General features: G+C 41.2%; 15 protein-coding genes and 1 riboswitch. Of the genes, 1 reads left to right on the top strand and 14 read right to left on the bottom strand.

What is annotated here, in order from left to right; all coding sequences use genetic code 11:
• Nucleotides 1-10: 10 nt before the first annotated feature.
• The 9 genes from uca to AC1M89_RS02520 all read right to left on the bottom strand — a co-directional run bounded on the left by uca (nucleotide 11) and on the right by AC1M89_RS02520 (nucleotide 10,908).
• A complete protein-coding gene (uca, locus tag AC1M89_RS02560; RefSeq protein ID WP_481613857.1) occupies nucleotides 11-3,631 on the bottom strand; it encodes an urea carboxylase in 3,621 nt (1,206 codons plus the stop codon).
• Between the two features lie 2 nt (nucleotides 3,632-3,633).
• Complete coding sequence (locus AC1M89_RS02555) at nucleotides 3,634-4,287, bottom strand: urea amidolyase associated protein UAAP2 (RefSeq protein ID WP_481596965.1); 654 nt, start codon at nucleotides 4,285-4,287, stop codon at nucleotides 3,634-3,636.
• A 15-nt stretch (nucleotides 4,288-4,302) separates the two neighbouring features.
• Nucleotides 4,303-5,040 carry an urea amidolyase associated protein UAAP1 gene (locus AC1M89_RS02550; protein WP_481613856.1) on the bottom strand — a complete coding sequence of 246 codons (738 nt, stop codon included), beginning with the start codon at nucleotides 5,038-5,040 and terminating at the stop codon, nucleotides 4,303-4,305.
• Between the two features lie 28 nt (nucleotides 5,041-5,068).
• A riboswitch (guanidine-I (ykkC/yxkD leader) is annotated at nucleotides 5,069-5,180 on the bottom strand.
• Between the two features lie 232 nt (nucleotides 5,181-5,412).
• Nucleotides 5,413-6,075, bottom strand: coding sequence for a hypothetical protein (locus AC1M89_RS02545; RefSeq protein ID WP_481596963.1), 663 nt, complete (start codon nucleotides 6,073-6,075; stop codon nucleotides 5,413-5,415).
• Nucleotides 6,076-6,374: 299 nt separating this feature from the next.
• Complete coding sequence (locus tag AC1M89_RS02540) at nucleotides 6,375-7,292, bottom strand: LysR family transcriptional regulator (RefSeq protein ID WP_092766426.1); 918 nt, start codon at nucleotides 7,290-7,292, stop codon at nucleotides 6,375-6,377.
• Nucleotides 7,293-7,395: 103 nt separating this feature from the next.
• Complete coding sequence (locus AC1M89_RS02535; protein WP_481613855.1) at nucleotides 7,396-8,196, bottom strand: sulfite exporter TauE/SafE family protein; 801 nt, start codon at nucleotides 8,194-8,196, stop codon at nucleotides 7,396-7,398.
• Nucleotides 8,197-8,239: 43 nt separating this feature from the next.
• Nucleotides 8,240-8,734, bottom strand: a complete 495-nt coding sequence (locus AC1M89_RS02530) for a flavin reductase (RefSeq protein WP_481608635.1) — start codon at nucleotides 8,732-8,734, stop codon at nucleotides 8,240-8,242.
• 96 nt (nucleotides 8,735-8,830) lie between these two features.
• A complete protein-coding gene (locus AC1M89_RS02525; RefSeq protein ID WP_481608431.1) occupies nucleotides 8,831-9,874 on the bottom strand; it encodes a methionine synthase in 1,044 nt (347 codons plus the stop codon).
• Nucleotides 9,875-9,924: 50 nt separating this feature from the next.
• Nucleotides 9,925-10,908, bottom strand: a complete 984-nt coding sequence (locus AC1M89_RS02520) for a putative oxygenase MesX (protein WP_481613854.1) — start codon at nucleotides 10,906-10,908, stop codon at nucleotides 9,925-9,927.
• A gap of 336 nt (nucleotides 10,909-11,244) precedes the next feature.
• Between AC1M89_RS02520 and AC1M89_RS02515 the strand changes: the two genes are divergently transcribed.
• Complete coding sequence (locus AC1M89_RS02515) at nucleotides 11,245-11,913, top strand: epoxyqueuosine reductase QueH (protein ID WP_481613853.1); 669 nt, start codon at nucleotides 11,245-11,247, stop codon at nucleotides 11,911-11,913.
• Between the two features lie 54 nt (nucleotides 11,914-11,967).
• Here the strand turns inward: AC1M89_RS02515 and AC1M89_RS02510 are convergent, their stop codons facing one another.
• Genes AC1M89_RS02510 through AC1M89_RS02490 form a run of 5 tightly spaced genes read right to left on the bottom strand, consistent with a single transcriptional unit; the run spans nucleotide 11,968 to nucleotide 17,356 of the window.
• Nucleotides 11,968-12,471, bottom strand: coding sequence for a GNAT family N-acetyltransferase (locus AC1M89_RS02510; RefSeq protein WP_481589882.1), 504 nt, complete (start codon nucleotides 12,469-12,471; stop codon nucleotides 11,968-11,970).
• 1 nt (nucleotide 12,472) lies between these two features.
• Nucleotides 12,473-13,237 carry an ABC transporter ATP-binding protein gene (locus tag AC1M89_RS02505; protein WP_481608429.1) on the bottom strand — a complete coding sequence of 255 codons (765 nt, stop codon included), beginning with the start codon at nucleotides 13,235-13,237 and terminating at the stop codon, nucleotides 12,473-12,475.
• A complete protein-coding gene (locus AC1M89_RS02500; protein ID WP_481608428.1) occupies nucleotides 13,234-14,250 on the bottom strand; it encodes a FecCD family ABC transporter permease in 1,017 nt (338 codons plus the stop codon). Before AC1M89_RS02500 ends, AC1M89_RS02505 begins: the two co-directional genes overlap by 4 nt.
• A complete protein-coding gene (locus AC1M89_RS02495; protein ID WP_481608427.1) occupies nucleotides 14,247-15,263 on the bottom strand; it encodes an ABC transporter substrate-binding protein in 1,017 nt (338 codons plus the stop codon). Before AC1M89_RS02495 ends, AC1M89_RS02500 begins: the two co-directional genes overlap by 4 nt.
• Complete coding sequence (locus AC1M89_RS02490; RefSeq protein ID WP_481613852.1) at nucleotides 15,263-17,356, bottom strand: TonB-dependent receptor; 2,094 nt, start codon at nucleotides 17,354-17,356, stop codon at nucleotides 15,263-15,265. The genes AC1M89_RS02495 and AC1M89_RS02490 overlap by 1 nt, the downstream gene beginning before the upstream one ends.
• Between the last annotated feature and the right edge of the window lie 155 nt (nucleotides 17,357-17,511).

The raw sequence follows: 17,511 nt of genomic DNA, 5'->3' as shown, positions 1-17,511 counted from the left end.
ATTTATTAAATCAAGCCACTGGTGCTAAGGTAAACAGCACTTGACCTGTCTTCACATTTTGTCCTTTTGTAATCACAATCTCCTCTACTTTCATACGTTCAGGTGCAATAATCGGAATCTCAATCTTCATCGCTTCAATCACTGCAAGCGTCGCACCCTCTTCCACAATATCACCCGACTCACATTCAATTTTCCAAATGGAACCTGGCATATGTGACTCCACCGCACAGCCACCTTCAGGTACTTTAACACTTTCAGCATCCTCGATAGTATCTAAACTTTCGGACACATATTCTGCAAGTCCTGCTTGATGCCAACGACGACGTTCTTCGTCAAAATTGGCTTGTTGTATAGACTTAAATATAGAAATCGACGCTTGGTTTTTGGTTAAGAAGTCATTGTATTCCTTTAAGTTCAATACCCCTTGTTCAATACGAAGTTTTAAGCGACCTGCTTTAAAGTCTTCACGCATTAGCATCAGCTCTTCTTCAGATACTTCGTAAAACTTAATTTGGTCAAAGAAGCGTAACAACCACGGTTTACCTTGCTCAAAGTCGGCATTTTTACGGTAGCGAGACCACATTTGCGTGGTACGACCGACAAACTGATAGCCCCCCGGACCTTCCATACCATAGACACACATATAGGCACCGCCAATACCCACAGCATTTTCAGGGGTCCATGTCCGTGCAGGGTTATATTTGGTGGTGACTAAACGCTGACGTGGATCAAGTGGTGTTGCGACAGGTGCACCAAGGTACACATCGCCCAAGCCCATGACCAAATAACTTGCATCATATACCACGTCTTTCACTGCTTGTTTGTCTTTTAAGCCATTAATACGACGGATAAATTCGATATTGTCTGGACACCACGGTGCATCTGGACGAACGGTTTGCATATAGCGTTCGGTGGCAAGTTGCGTTTGTGAATCTTCCCAAGCCAGTGGTAAATATACAGTCCGTGATGGGACTTGCATCTCGGTCACATCAGGCAATTCAGCTTCAGCCACTTGTAATAAACGCAGTAAATCAAGTTGATCGATTTTTAATGAGTCAAAGTGAATTTGTAGTGAACGAATGCCCGGTGTCAGGTCGATAATGCCCTGAATATTTTGCTTTTGTACCCATTGCATCAAAGCATGAATACGGAAACGTAAGTTTAGATCCAGCACCAATTCGCCATATTCCACCAACATGTAGTTGTTGCCGGCAGGACGATACACCACATCAGGCGCACCATTTTCACCTTTTAAGGTATCGAGAACCGCATTTTTTAGAGTTGCGAGTTCAGGATAGAACGACTCATCAAATGCCACCGCTTCTGTATCTGAAGCTTCTAATTGCGCATGATATTTTTCATTTAAAAGTTTGGCTTGGTGATAGCTTACAGGGACAAATTTCACTTTGTCACCGGCTTTAAGCTGACCGAGTTTCCATAGTTCGGAATGAATCACCACTGCAGGACAGACGAAACCACCGAGACTTGGACCATCTGGACCGAGAATAATTGGCATATCACCGGTAAAGTCGATGGCACCAATGGCATAGGCATTATCATGAATATTGGATGGATGTAGACCCGCTTCACCACCATCTTCACGTGCCCATTCTGGTTTTGGACCAATCAAGCGGATACCGGTACGGCTCGAGTTAAAGTGAATCTCAAAGGTATTGGCAAAGAAGGTATCAATATCATTTTTGGTGAAGAACTCAGGTGCACCATGTGGGCCGTACATCACCGCAATTTCCCATTCATGGCTAAATGAAGGCACTTGTTCAGGTGCAAGAGCTTTAATTTCATCGCTTGTGAATGCTGTAATTGGGAGCATATCGCCAATCAGTAAGTTACGCCCGGCATGACCACCAAACTGACCCAAGGTAAAAGTCGCTTGTGAGCCGAGATATTCAGGCACATTCAGACCACCTTTGATGCCGATATAAGTCCGGCAACCTGTCGCGATTTTGCCACATTTGAGAATCTGACCTTTACGCACATTCACGGTTTGCCACATCGGAACTTGAGCACCATCTAGTGTTGATGGCATATCACCACCGGCAAGCACGATTTGGCTATCACAATGGAATTTTAGAGTTGGACCTTGTAACGTACATTCAAGCCCTGCGGTGTTATAGGCGTTGCCAAGTAATTGGTTTGCAACATTCAGTGATAATGGGTCAATCGCACCGGATGGTGGCACACCGACATCCCAATAGCCCAAACGCCCTGTGACATCTTGCACGGCAGTTTGAATACCCGCTTGCAACACTTCAACCTTTTGGGTTTTCCACTCAAAGGTATTGAGGAAGCGTGTGGTTTGTGTACCCGCTTTAAATACCTCACAGTCGATGATGTTTTGTAGATATTCAAGATTGGTTTCAATCCCTGCAACTGAAGTTTTCGCCAAAGTATCCGTCATGGCTTGAATCGCAGAAGCACGATCGCCTGCTGTGACAATGATTTTAGCAATCATCGGGTCATAGAATGATGATACATTTGAACCTGTTTCTACCCATGTTTCATTACGGGCATTAGCATCAAACTCAACATGTGTCAGTAAACCGGCACTGGGTTGGAAGTTTTTGATTGGGTCTTCAGCATATAAACGTACTTGAATCGAATGACCATTAGATTCCAATTTTTTAGTTGGCGCGGTCCAATCACCGCTGGCTAATGTCACCATCCATTCCACCAAGTCCACACCAAAGACTTGCTCAGTCACACCATGTTCCACTTGTAGACGGGTGTTCACTTCCAAGAAATAGAATGCTTGTGTGTCAGTATCCATCACAAATTCAACCGTACCGGCAGAACGGTAGTTCACCGATTGCATCAGTTGAATGGCAACATTTTGGATATAGGCACGTTGTTCATCATTGATATGCGGTGCCGGGGTTTCCTCAATTACTTTTTGGTTACGACGCTGTACTGAACAATCACGCTCACCGAGTGCGATCACCTGCCCTTGGCCATCACCAAAAATTTGCACTTCGATATGACGGGCATTTTGTACAAATTTTTCAAGATACAAACCGGCATCTTTAAAGTTGGCTTGGGCTAAATAGGATACGGTTGCATAGGCATCTTTCAGTTCAGCTTCGTTCCAGACCAAGCGCATGCCGATCCCACCGCCACCTGCGGTACTTTTCAGCATCACAGGATAACCAATACGATTCGCTTCCGTTAAGGCTTCAGCTTCATCTGCAAGTAATTGACTACCCGGTAATAATGGCACATTGGCTTGAATTGCAAGCTCACGCGCCGTGTGTTTCAGACCAAAGGCACGCATCTGCGCAGAATTTGGTCCAATAAAAGCAATACCCTGTGATTCACATAGGTCGCAGAATTCAGCATTTTCAGACAAGAAGCCATAACCTGGGTGAATCGCTTGTGCGCCGGTTTGATTAGCCACTTCTAAAATTTTATCGACATTTAAATAGCTTTGGCTCGCTGGTGCTTCACCGATATAGACCGCTTCATCGGCCAAAGTCACATGCAATGAATCACGATCCGCTTCCGAATAGACTGCAACAGATTGGATACCTAATTTTTTAAGGGTACGAATGACACGACACGCAATTGCACCACGGTTGGCGATTAGAACTTTATTCAGTCCATATTTTTTAGTCATGGTTATGCGTCCTCGCCGTCACGAATGATCAATTGAATTTTGGTTGGGTTATAGGCATTACAAGGATTATTCAGTTGTGGGCAGTTGGAGATCAGCACGATCAAATCCATTTCCGCTTTAATTTCCACATATTTACCCGGTGCAGAAATACCATCATCAAACTTTAGATGTCCCTCAGAGGTCACGGGCACATTCATAAAAAAGTTAATATTTGGACCGATGTGACGCACGTTTAAGCCGTGTTTTTTGGCAATTGGATGCTGAGACAGCGCAATCATGAAATTGTTACGGCAACTGTGCATTGGATATTTGTCATGTGCATAACGAACGGTGTTACTTTCACATGAACAAGCACCGCCTAAGGTGTCATGGCGACCGCAGTTATCATCATGAATGGTGGCAATTTTGTTGCCAAAGTTGGTGTATAAAGCTGTACCTTTTTCTAAATAGATTTGTTTATTAATCGCTAAGGTATCAGTTGCGCTATAGCGTTCTTCAGGGTTTGACGCAGAGATAAAGAGCGTATCTACCGCTTGGTTGCCTTCTAAATCCACAATACGGAAATATTGCCCTTTTTTGACTTCGCACATCCATGCTTCACCAGCTGGACAAACTTCGCTTAAAACTGATTTTTCTAATTTTACGAGTGCAGTCATGTTGTATTCTCCCAATTAAGCGCTGAGTGCGTAGTAACGATTGTTGTTTTGAAATGCACGCTGATTTTGCGGGCATGAATCACGACATACATCGCTGTCGCTTAAAGGAAGTGCTTTGTATAAAGACAATTGAACATCGGCAGGTGCATATTCCCCACTGTTGTCTAAAGCATGCGGTGCGGATGATAAGAACACCAAGCAATCCATTTCAAAGCGGAGTTCGATCACTTGATTCGTATTGTCAGATGCCACATAGCTGAGATTGCCATGGTCATCCGGTTGAACTTTAGAAAATAGATTTAAAGTACTGCTCAAATCCGTTGCAGATAAACCAAACTTGGTCATTTCAAGCAGTAAAGAATCTTTACCGTTACGGTACATGTCGTTGCGTGCATCTTGAAAGGTTTTTGAACCAAATTGTTGTTCAATTTGTTGTGCGGTACTTGGTGCACAAAATGCATCATTCCAACCGTGGTCGTCTTTGACAATGGAAATCATCGCGCGACCTAGGTCAGATGCAAGGATATGTCCTGTACTTAAAAATGCCGTATGTTGCCCTTTTAAGCTGTCTGGCATGTTGTAGCGTTCGAGCTTATCTTCGCTATTGATGCAGTACAGTGCCACATTGGCATTTTTGCCTAAGGATTTAACTTGTAGTACTGCGCCACGCTGAATACGTGCTGACCAGTGGTGTCCACCCGGTAAACGTTCTGTCCAAAGGACTTGATCTTCGTGATAGTTTATTGTGCTCATATGCATCCATCCCAATCTTTTACGGTTTACCTCCCGGGCTTTTATCCCTCCGTGTAGCTTGAGCTTGCAACTTAAGCCGTGAACTCTCGGTCGCAGACCTACATGAAACTTCATGTATCGGAACCCTAGATCACTTTATGATGATGTAGATAGATGCAAAGGCTGTGCCAAAGTAATACTTTTTTTTATTTTAGTATTACTATCGCTTGATATATAACATTTCTCTTAGAGCTGATTGTATTGAACGGAACTTTATTGAAGTAAACCTGTTGAATCAGTCGGAGTAAAGAATACTCGGTAAGCACCGAAATTAACCTGCGTGCAATTTTTTTGTGCAAAGAAAAAAGCTAACTCGTGATTCTATTCTGTTTGTTATGAGCGTTTATTTTCTGATTGCTTAAGTAGGTTTAGACTCTGGTTGATATCACGCACAGTGATTAACTTAAAAATCATAACTAAGCTTCCAAGTGCTACGAACAAAAGAAATACAAGTAAAATGATTAAAGTCATCCCTGTGTTTAATGCGCTATCTGAAGTATAACGAGCTAAAAACCAAGTAAAATTTGAAAATATAAAAAAAGCTAAAGAACCGGTGACGGTATATAAGGCACCATACGCTAACCCTTTAAAGACTAATTCCCGTTCTGAATAAATACATTGAATTTCTCCATTTTCAACTTTAAAAAACTTCCAAGTAGTGCGAAGGGACTTCACTAAGTAAAAATAGTAATCTGCATATTTACGTATAAGTATATCGGTTAAAAATGAAGGAATCTCGACACCGCCATTGAGTTGATCACTGGCAATTTTCTTCAAAAAAGGATCTATTGTTTTATTCGGGCTTACAGAGATAAATTCTCGAATGTAAAAAGATGCAGCCTCATATAAATTTTTATTTTCATTAAAACTTTTCAGACTCACAAAATACGTTTTTCGACCGTAAAAGACAGCAACGATGCCTATCAGCGTCGTACAGATAATCGAAAATAAGCTGAGATAGTCTGAAACTGAAAAAGAAGGTATGAGTTGTATCATGGATATAATCTTAAATTTATAATGTATTGAGTTTTATAATTAAAAAACCACTTAGATAAATGACCAAAATAATGGACAATGGACTGAGATCAAATCGTTTACTTTCTACAAACAGATGATGAGTCCAATGTCTCGATGTCAGACATCAATCTTAGTTAAAAAAGTATAATCAAAAGCAAAAAATTCGTCTTCATACAAATAATAGCGTCTATCTAATTTTCATCTTAACTTCGCTCATTATTGATATGAAGATTCATTCGAGGTTCAATCTTCACTTTATTCAGAATGATTAAACTTTCTTACATGTAATAGAGTTTTCTTGATTCTGAAAATTTAGCTAATTTTTTTATAAATGAATCGAAATAATCTTTTTCCTTATCTTCAGTTCGAAAACCTGCATATAAAGTACGCCTTAACCCCTCTGGTGCAACGCAATCTAGGCGACGTGAAGTGACCCACCCTTTGGTTTCATATTCGTTTACCACCCAATCTGGTAAAGCTGCGATTCCACGCCCACTTGCGACTAACTGAATCAGCATCTGGGTCAGATCTGTGGTTCGAATATTTTTTGGAAGAATATTTGCAGGAATGAACAACTTCGACATGATATCTAAACGATGTTTGTCTACTGGAAATGTAATCAGCGTTTCATCAGCTAAATCTTGAACAGTAATGTTTTTTGCACGTACCAAAGGATGTGTTGTAGATAAAACAAGTCGTGATTCATATTCAAATACTGGGAAATATTCAACTCCCTTTAATGCAATTGGGTCTGCAGTAATCAACAAATCAAATTCGCCATTTTGTAGCAATTCATGAGGATTTGCTTCAAACCCTGATGCGAAATCTAAATCAACATCAGGATATTGGTTTCGATACTGATTTAATATCGGCATGAGCCAATCAAAACAACTATGGCATTCTGAAGAAAATGTAATTCTACCAGTTTGCCCATGGATAATACGCGTGATATCGCTTTGAGCAATCTGAACTTGCGGTAAAATTTCATCCGCTAACTGCAACAGTCTTAAGCCAACATTAGAAAAAGTAATTGGTCTCGTCTTGCGGTTGACGACTTCAACCCCCATCCACTGATCAAGCTCACGTAACTGATGAGATACGGCTGAAGGTGTAATGCAGAGATCACTCGCTGCAGCGACTAAAGAGCCATGCTCTCTCAAAGCCAATAGCATTTTCAAATGTTTTAGTTCGATCATATGGGAAAAAACTCAAATCATGATCCCTCTAGGGACATATTAAAATCTTCGCTTTAGCCCACATTAAGTGAGCTATCTAGGCTGATAAGACATTTGGGTGAAATTAAATCAATCCTTTTACAAGGAAGATACTTCCTATGATAACCAACAAGACAGCGAAACATTTCTTTAACATTGCTGGCGATAAGGCATGTGCAGTTTTGGCACCAAATTTTGCTGTTATAAAACTCATCACACTAATGCCAATGAAAGCATAAATATGAACATACCCGATGGTATTCGGCACATTGATCTCAGCAGTCATACCAAAAACCATAAACCCTATAGCACCAGCTAGAGCTATTGGTAATCCACAAGCAGCAGATGTACCGACAGACTTTTGCATCACCACCCCATAACGATTCAGATATGGAACGGTCAGACTACCACCACCTATCCCAAAGAGTGCCGATGCAATCCCAATGACACTACCTGCTGCAACTTGCTGACTTGATGAAGGAAGAGCCATTGTTGAATTAACTGCTTTGTTCGCGCCTGTAAACATAGTATACGCCACCCAAATCAAAAATAAGCCGACCATGATTTGAAGATGTAATCCCGGTAACAAACCAGCAATTCCAGCACCTGCAAAACAGCCGGTGGCCATGGGTGGAGCTAAATTTTTAAATACAGGCCATAGCACAGCACCATTTTTATGGTGTGCCATTAATGAGCTAATCGAAGTGACAACGATTGTTGCTAAAGATGTTCCTAGTGCCAGATGCATAATGACATCATGATCATAACCCATTTGGGTAAAGACAATAAAAAGTAGTGGCACAATAATCGTACCACCGCCTACACCAAACAGCCCAGCCGCAAAACCAGCAAATGCACCGATGATTAAAAATGTTATAAGTTCCACAATAGACTAACTTTTAAAAAGATGAAGGGATTAAGGGGTTGAGTTAAGCGTGTTCCAACTGACCCACTTGATGATAAGCACGGTTAAAGTACACCAAACTTTCTTCTTGATTACTTTGCTTTACTGCAGTCACACGGCATAAAAAAATACTATGTGTACCGACTTGTTGAATATTCTCAATCTCGCAATCAAAACTGACTAAAGCATCTTCTAAAATCGGCGACCCAGTTTTTAAATCAATCCAATCACCTAGTCTGAAGCGATCTTCTGAGCTGAGCTTGCTTGAAGCAAAAGCATTCGAAAGCTGTTCATGCTGAGTACTCAGTACGTTTACAGCTAAGATTTTATTTTCAACAAAATGTGCATGTGAACGAGAGGACTGATTCATACAGACTAATAGTGTTGGCGGAGTATCTGTGACACTACATACCGCAGATGCAGTAAAGCCATGCATCCCTGCTTCGCCTGAGGTTGTAATCACATTTACCGCAGTTGTAAGTAAAGACATTGCATTTCTAAAGTCTGTTGCTTCAATCATCTCTTTCATCTCAAATATACATATGACGTGTCGTACATTAGACAGAACAAATGATCTTGCGACGATTTGCCCTGATTAATGCAAGACTACGTTTGATTAAGCTTCTAGCTCTTTACGGACAATGGCAGCTCCAGCACTTAAAGCCTCAAGCTTGCCACGTGCCACTTGACGAGAGAGCGGCGTCATACCACAGTTCGTTGATGGATAAAGCTTATCCGCGTCCACAAATTGCAAAGCTTTACGCAGGGTATTCGCGACTTCTTCTGCGGTTTCAACTTGATTAGTTGCCACATCAATTGCACCGACCATGACTTTCTTACCACGAATCAATTCAATCAAATCCATTGGCACACGTGAGTTTTGGCATTCAAGCGAAATAATATCGAGCTTAGATTGTTGTAGCTTCGGAAATGACTCTTCGTATTGGCGCCATTCATTACCCAAAGTTTGTTTCCAATCGGTATTGGCTTTAATCCCGTAACCGTAGCAAATATGAACCGCAGTTTCACATTTTAAACCTTCAAGTGCACGCTCTAAGGTTGGTACCCCCCAATCATTTACTTCATCGAAGAATACATTAAACGCCGGTTCATCGAATTGGATAATATCCACGCCTACTGCTTCGAGCTCTAAAGCTTCTTGGTTTAAAATTTTGGCAAATTCCCAAGCCAATTTTTCACGGCTCTTGTAGTGACCATCAAATAAAGTATCAATCATGGTCATTGGACCAGGCAACGCCCATTTAATTGGCTGATTGGTTTGGCTACGCAAGAATTTCGCATCTTCAACAAATACCGATTGTTTACGAGAAACTTCGCCCACAACAGAAGGTACACTTGCATCATAACGATTACGAATACGCATGGTTTCACGCTTTTCGAAATCCACACCTTCAAGATGCTCAATAAATGTAGTGACGAAGTGCTGACGGGTTTGTTCACCATCACTCACGATATCAATACCAGCAGTGACTTGCTCATGTAATGATAATTTCAATGCATCACGTTTTGCCTCAAGAAGCTCTTCCCCTTCGAGTTTCCATGCAGACCATAGTTTTTCAGGCTCAGCTAACCAAGATGGTTTCGGTAAACTACCCGCAGTTGAAGTTGGGAGTAATAATTTCGGTGGTGTAAGTGCCATGTCTAATCTTCTTTCTCTAAATTCGTGAATCTGTATATCAATTGGATGTTTTAAGCAGCTGTTTCGACTTCGAAATTTTCAGCCCATTCATTTAAAATGTCTTGATAAGGCTTAATGAAATTTTCTTCTGTCCATTTACCTTGTTTGACTGCTAACTCAGCACGTTCTACACGGTCATACACCACACGTGTAAGTGAATAATCGCCATAGCTTAAACTTGGTTGATACACCACACCTGCAGGAGAATTGGTGTTGTAGATTTCAGGTCGATAGATGCGTTGGAAACTTTCCATGGTCGCAATCGCACTGATCAATTCAAAATCAGTGTAGTCTCGGACTAAATCGCCAGCAAAATAGAATGCGAGTGGTGCGTTACCACCTTCAGGTTTGAAATAACGTACACGTAAGCCCATTTTGGCAAAATATTCATCGGTACGTGAATATTCATCATTTTTGTATTCCACACCCAAAATAGGATGTACGTTGGTGGTACGGTAATAGGTTTTAGAGGTTGAAACACTTAAGCAAATTACTGGTTCTTTATTGAATTCTGCTTTAAATACTGCTGAATTCACCAAATGTTTATACAATTTGCCATGTAGATCACCAAAATCTTCAGGTTTTTCACCCACGCCACAACCCAACTGAGGCAATACCACACTGAAGTCATAATCACGCACATAAGATGAGAAGCTATTGCCAATCATACCTTCAATACGTTCACCTGTTTGGTGGTCAATCACCACACTTTTCAGTGTTTCAATAAATGGGAAAGTTTGTCCATTGCCTTCGATATCAATTTCTGCAGAAATGATGTCGATCTCAAGTGAATAGCGATCACCTTTAGGATTATCGACAGTCGCCAAGTTATTAAAACGGTTGTTGATCATCGCAAGTGTACGGCGCAGATTTTCCTGACGACTTTCACCACGAGCCAAATTAGCAAAGTTTGTAGTCAAACGTGTACTTTCTGCTGGCGTATAGTTTTCATCAAAACGGATACGTTTAATTGAACACTCAAATGCTGTACTCATGGAGATTGCCACCTAAAATTTTATAAAAAGCTAAATTTCTGAATGGCTGTATTTAAACGTGAATAATAAAGTGAGTAAAACGATATAAATTCAGCTTAAGATGAGAATCCCTCATGTTAAAGCATATTCGCTATTTCAAAGCGATTTAGAATAGATGAGCTAACTTATCCATGCAGTTAATGAGTAGATCACTGGTATACGGATGCGATTCCGTTCACTCAAATGGTGCTCAAGTGAATTTATCTCAACCTAACCTTAGAAAATATCAGCTTATTAGAGGTTTAATTATCAACTCAATCTTTAAAATATAGGGTTTAAATTTAAACCTATATAACCATGTCAAACAAACTTGAACGTCAAAAACTGTCTCTCCCAGCAGGTCACGACAAACTTCTACTTCATTCCTGCTGTGCACCATGCTCGGGTGAAGTGATGGAAACCCTGATTGAATCAGGCATCAACTTTTCGATCTTTTTTTATAACCCCAATATTCACCCTGTCAAAGAATATGAAATTCGTAAAGAAGAAAATATTCGCTTTGCCGAAAAACATAACATTCCTTTTATCGACTGTGATTACGATACAGACAATTGGTTTGCACGCGCCAAAGGTATGGAAAATGAACCTGAAAAAGGCATTCGTTGTACTATGTGTTTTGACATGCGTTTTGAACGTACAGCTTTATATGCAGCTGAAAATGGCTTCAGTCTAATAAGTAGTTCGCTTGGTATTTCCCGTTGGAAAGATATGAAGCAAATCAACGACTGTGGTCATCGTTCAGCTTCACATTATGAAGGGATAACTTATTGGGATTACAACTGGCGTAAGAATGGTGGTGCTGTGCGTATGCTCGAAATCAGCAAAAAAGAGGAGTTTTACCAACAGGAATATTGTGGTTGCGCCTATTCCTTACGTGATACTAATCGTTGGCGTATGAGCCAAGGGCGTGATCGCATCAAAATAGGTGTGAAATTCTATTCAAATGCTCTGGATGATCTAGACTGATTACTTCAGTATTTAGCTATAATCTATATAAATAATTAAGCTTATGGCTAAATTTCAAAATCGATGATCAGATTTTATAGTTCTTAACATATGAATGGTATTGTAAGTTTTTAACCACTCACGTTTAATCACGTCGAAACCTTGTAAACGCCAAAATTGCTCCGCTGCAGGTAAAAATGGATGTGTATGCAAATACAAGGTTTCTATGCCGTGTTGCTCGGCATGTGTAAATAATAACTGACACAGTTGCGTGGCAATGCCTTGTCGACGATATTCAGGCAGTACAAAAAGTTTGACCACCTCAACAGCACCTTCAGCAATATCCAAATCAAAACGTCCGTCATAGGCACGGTAAGCAATCGTTGCAATAATTTTGGCTTGATTTTTGACCACGATAAAACAGCCTAAAGGACTGTCCACATAGTACTGCTCAAACTGGGCAATATCTTTTGGAATACAAGCACCATACAGTTCTGGAAATAAAAGCTGCCGTGAATATAAAGCAAATTGAATGACAGATTGATCGGCGGATTGCAGTGTTTCATAGGTTAAATTCATTTTACAACCAAGAATGATCAGGGATAACAATGGTTTTATCTTGAATCATAGCTTCATGAAACTCGACATCGTAGACGCTTTTTAAAAATTTCGGATCGGTGAGACGCGCTTTTGAATCAGGACGAATCACTTCATGTTCACGCATAAAGAACAAATGATCGGCAAATAAAAATGCCAAATTCGGGTCATGCATAATAGCGATCACAGTAAAATTCTGTCGCGACAATTGACGTAGTTTTTTCATCAAATAAGATTGATAATAAACATCCAAATGATTAGTCGGCTCATCTAATAAAATCACTTTTGGTGCTTGTACCAAAATACGGGCAATCATCACCAATTGACGTTCCCCCCCTGACAGCTCGGTATAAGGACGCTCTTTTAAATGTTCGATATCGAGATCCATTAAAGCCTGATCAACCATGTCCCAATCTTGCTTGGATGGTCGAAATCGACTGAATGCAGCCCGACCTGTAATCACCACGTCTTTAACTAAAAATGGGAAAACCGTTTTATGGAACTGCGGTAAAAACCCAAGTAGCGCGGCCCTTTCCTTGCCTTTTATATGTTCTAAAGCCCGACCCGCATAAAGTACTTGCCCATCTGTGGTCTGTTCTAAACCTGCCATCAGCTTAAATAAGGTGGATTTGCCACAACCATTGCGACCTAAAATCACCGAGAACTGATGCGCTGAGAATTCAAGCTGAATATTTTTTAACACGTGTTTATGCCCATAGGCATAGTTCAACTGTTCAATATGAATCATGCCCAAGCCGTCCTTTGTGTTTTGATCAATAATAAAAAAAATGGCGCACCGAGGAGCATGGTGAAAATGCCGATTGGAATTTCAAAGCTCAGTATAACTCGTGAAAAATTATCAATCAGCAGTAAAAAACTACCGCCTAGAATCATGTTGGCAGGAATACTGTAGCGGTGGTCAGGGCCGACCAGCATGCGCACAATATGCGGCATAAATAGTCCGTATAGACTAATGATGCCTGCAGCAGCCACTGAAGTAGAGGTGCATAGCGTCACCAATACAATCAGTATGAGTTGCTCCCACTTCGGATTCACCCCCACAGCTTGTGCTTCATCAGCTCCCAATGCCATCAGATTCAAGCGCCAACGCATGGCGTATAAGCCCATTAAAGCCACCGTAATCGGCACAATCGCATATTGGACTTTCTGCCACGATGCCTGATGTAAATTCCCCATGGTCCACTGCACGATCGCTTGTAATTTAAAAGGATCACTTAAATATTGAATAATGGTCAGTCCTGCTAAAAACAGACCTGAAACAATCATGCCGGATAAAATCACCATCACCAATGAAGTTTGGCTTTCATGCTTTTGCTGGGCAAACACATAGGTTAATGCCACTGCACATACGCCAAAAATAAACGCCGATAAATTGGGCGATAACCAACTCAAAGATAATGCTAAAGCCGCACCAAAGGCGGCACCTGAAGAAATCCCGAGTACGTATGAATCTACTAAGGGATTGCGGAATAAAGCTTGTAAACCATTGCCGGCTGTTGCCAAAGCCGCCCCGACCATAAAGGTTAATAAGATGCGTGGTAGGCGAATATTGAAGACAATATTTTGCATCAAGCTAAATTGTTGCGCATCAAAATACGCTGTACCAAATATCCACTGGATAAACCATAGTGCATAATCCCCTGCGTTTAATGTTTGACTGGGGCCGAGCAACAGCGACACAAAAATCAGCAGAATCGGCAATGGATAAAACCAAGTGTATTTCCATGAGGTATGGCTCATGACATCAACTCCTTGGCAATTTTCTGACCATAGAGCTTCTGTAAAATCTTGAGTTGCAAAGCTTCAACTGCTAAGTCTGAGGTGTCAGGATAAATGTGATGATGTAGATAAATCGCAGTCACAATAATTTTGATGGTATGTGGGTTATAGATAAATGCAGGGCTGAGATTAAATACTTTCTGCTGTTGCACTGCTTTTAGACCTTGCAATTCTTTACGCTGATAAATCAGTTTGGGGTCGGTATTCCACAGCACAATATTGTCAGGATTCCACTCAATCAGTGTTTCAGGATTGACATTCGGTTGACTGGTCTCCGTTTTAACCACGTTGTAAGCCCCTGCCAATTCAATAAAATCATTGGTAATCGATTTGCGTCCTGAAGTTGAATAAATTCGCCCACCTGACCATGCGTAATATATTGATTGCTTATATTTTTGCTTTGAGGTTGTGAATGCCACTTCAGCCAGAAGCGCATCTGAAAATTCGAGAATTTCTTTAGCCCGTTGCTCAGCACCTGTAAGCTGTGCAATTTCATACAGCTCTTCTTTCACCTGATCGTAAGTGCCTGATTCCATCACATAGACCGCAATACCAAACTGTCTAAGCAATTGAATGGTTTGTGTTTGTCCACTGACTAAAATGACCAAATCCGGCTTTAACAGCATTAAGCTTTCAATATTAGTGGCATTTGAACCTTGCGAAGGTGTGGTAAGTTCTTTATTTGCAATACGCGGATCCATTTTTGAGTAGGCATCAAATAACAAAGGCTGTAAATACACCTCAGCAGGAATCCCCACGACCTTTGCACCCTGCCTTAACATATATAGCCCGTCTAAACCTGATTCAAACAAGGACACAATGCGCTGTGCTGGCTGAGCTAGGCAGACTTCGGTCTCTGAGCTATCAACCACACAGTGCGATGTTGGGCTTTGTATTTTTGCTGATATCGGTTGCTCTGTTGCCGTACAACCCAACAGTACACAGCTCAGTAAAAGGACAATAAATCTTTGCATTAGTATTGCCACTGTACCGATAACGCTGCTTTGATCGGCTCACCGGGTTGAATCCATACATGGCTATAACTGGATAGATAATATTCCTCGTTTAACAGATTATGAATATTCAGTTGATAGCGTAAATTTGGATTTGCTTGGTAATAAGCCCCAAGGTTCAATACGGTATAGGCAGGTAAGCTGAAACCATTAGCCGTATTGGTTGGGCTGTCTCCACTCCGTTGCCCGACATAATTGAGGTTGAAATTTAGACCTGCTGCATGTTGCGTATTTTGCCAAAGGTCATAACTTGCCATGACATGTGCACTATGTTTGGGTACGTTGCTCAGTGCTGAGCCTGCAGGCAACACATCATCTTTGCTGACTTTGGCGTCCATATAGGCGTAGCCTGCTGACACCAGCATCTGGTCATTGATACGATGGTTGAAGTCAATTTCAAGTCCCTTGCTTTTCACTTCACCGACTGCAGCTTCAAAGTTTGGGTCAATCGCATCCGTCATCAGGACATTTTTTTTGCTCATATCAAACAAGGCGATGCTAAGCATACTGTGATCTTGCCATTGGTATTTCGCGCCGATTTCATAGCTTTTCGCTGTTTCAGGTGCAAACGTCTCCCCTGTACGACCCATGCCATTATTCATGGAAAATGCTTCACCATAATTGCTATATACAGACAGTGCTGGTGTAGGACGGTAATTAAGGCCTATGCGTGGGCTAAACTTTTGTGCTGTACTCTGATCCTTGAACTGCGTGCGATGGTTGATGAAGCGCTGTTCGACACGATCGAATCGACCTCCGAATAACACATTCCATTGGTCATTAAAAAAGATCTGATCTTGTACATTCACAGCCATGTACTGCTGACGTTCATCGGAATCGGTATGTAAAGGTAGTTCAGAGCTAAATTGCCCATAAGTGGGATTGTAAATGTTGATCCAATTTGGCTGAGCAGCCGAGTGATTAAGACGCAATTGACGTTGCATAAAGTCCAAACGCCCTGTTTCTGCACCGAGTACCAATTCATGCTGAACATGACCGAGTTGCAGTTGACCAAGTAATTCACTTTGGAGCAGCATATCCTCGGTCTGATAATCACGATGACGACGCTGACGCTCTAATGTTTCAAGGTCGACCTGTAATTTGCGTGGTTCTGTTGAATAGCCGACCATTTGCGCATCTTTATAACTGATCGCAGCATTCATCTGCCATGCGTCATTGAGCTGATGCTTTAATCGTACTTGATAGAGATTGTCTTTGACGCGCATATCACCATCAGAAGGCTCACCCGTAAAGGTCTTTGGATCCATCAATAACTGGTTGTTGACAGCCGTGATACCACGGTCAAATGTGCCTAGATGCTGGGTAAATTCAGTATCTAAATCCACTTGGGTATTTTCAGATAATTTCCATGAGAATTGTGGCGCGACAAATAAACGTTGGCTACTGACATGATCACGGAAAGACTGGTTATCTTCCATTGCAGCGGCTATTCGATACGCCAACGCATCGCTGATTGGCGCGGTCTGTTCAAGACTTAAACGATATTCATCTTGTGTTGTCCCACGAAGATTAAGCGTTGTTTCAGACGTCCATTTTGGTTTTTTTGTGGTGACATTCAATGCCCCACCGACCTCACCACGTCCATACAGTGCGGCACTGGGACCTTTTAAAAAATCCAGTGATTCAATATTGACCATATCTTTAGGTGCAGAAATGCCACGATTGACACTTAGCCCATTACGAATGGCATTCACCCCCATATTGGGATTGCCTTGGAATCCTCGGAATGAATAGTTATCCCAAAAGCCCCCACCATAATTATTTTGATGCAATACCCCACTCACGATGCTGAGGGCTTGATCCATGCGCTGAATATCTTGCTGCTGGATAACGTCTTGCGACAAATGGCTTTTATTAAACGGGATATCCAATAGATCATGCTGAAACTTGCTTAAAGCTTGAGATTGCTGTGTAGATTCTGAGGCTAAAGTTGTGCTGACATAAATCGTATCTAAGGTTTTGACCTGATCTGTTGCAATCACCTGATCATTTATACCAACCAAACTCATTAAAAAAACTACACGCGATTTCAAAAAAACTATCCTCATCTATACGCACAATATTGATGCATTTACAAATAGTGATTTCAAATTGGTGCACTATTCATAAAATTAATGCACTAAAACTAAGCGCAAGTTGTTCTAGCATCGCTGGATTAGTTTTGTGTACATTCTTGTATACAAGATAT

This window comes from Acinetobacter sp. ANC_7635 (genome assembly GCF_056779945.1).
Note: the sequence above shows the minus strand (reverse complement) of the source record. Positions and strands in the feature narration are given on the sequence as shown.

What these genes read in the sequence shown, in the direction of transcription:
- AC1M89_RS02510 (WP_481589882.1), bottom strand. Translation starts at nt 12,471, where the DNA reads ATGAATTTAACCTATGAAACACTGCAATCCGCCGATCAATCTGTCATT.
- AC1M89_RS02550 (WP_481613856.1), bottom strand. Translation starts at nt 5,040, where the DNA reads ATGAGCACAATAAACTATCACGAAGATCAAGTCCTTTGGACAGAACGT.
- uca (WP_481613857.1), bottom strand. Translation starts at nt 3,631, where the DNA reads ATGACTAAAAAATATGGACTGAATAAAGTTCTAATCGCCAACCGTGGT.
- AC1M89_RS02500 (WP_481608428.1), bottom strand. Translation starts at nt 14,250, where the DNA reads ATGAGCCATACCTCATGGAAATACACTTGGTTTTATCCATTGCCGATT.
- AC1M89_RS02495 (WP_481608427.1), bottom strand. Translation starts at nt 15,263, where the DNA reads ATGCAAAGATTTATTGTCCTTTTACTGAGCTGTGTACTGTTGGGTTGT.
- AC1M89_RS02530 (WP_481608635.1), bottom strand. Translation starts at nt 8,734, where the DNA reads ATGATTGAAGCAACAGACTTTAGAAATGCAATGTCTTTACTTACAACT.
- AC1M89_RS02520 (WP_481613854.1), bottom strand. Translation starts at nt 10,908, where the DNA reads ATGAGTACAGCATTTGAGTGTTCAATTAAACGTATCCGTTTTGATGAA.
- AC1M89_RS02540 (WP_092766426.1), bottom strand. Translation starts at nt 7,292, where the DNA reads ATGATCGAACTAAAACATTTGAAAATGCTATTGGCTTTGAGAGAGCAT.
- AC1M89_RS02555 (WP_481596965.1), bottom strand. Translation starts at nt 4,287, where the DNA reads ATGACTGCACTCGTAAAATTAGAAAAATCAGTTTTAAGCGAAGTTTGT.
- AC1M89_RS02515 (WP_481613853.1), top strand. Translation starts at nt 11,245, where the DNA reads ATGTCAAACAAACTTGAACGTCAAAAACTGTCTCTCCCAGCAGGTCAC.
- AC1M89_RS02545 (WP_481596963.1), bottom strand. Translation starts at nt 6,075, where the DNA reads ATGATACAACTCATACCTTCTTTTTCAGTTTCAGACTATCTCAGCTTA.
- AC1M89_RS02525 (WP_481608431.1), bottom strand. Translation starts at nt 9,874, where the DNA reads ATGGCACTTACACCACCGAAATTATTACTCCCAACTTCAACTGCGGGT.
- AC1M89_RS02505 (WP_481608429.1), bottom strand. Translation starts at nt 13,237, where the DNA reads ATGATTCATATTGAACAGTTGAACTATGCCTATGGGCATAAACACGTG.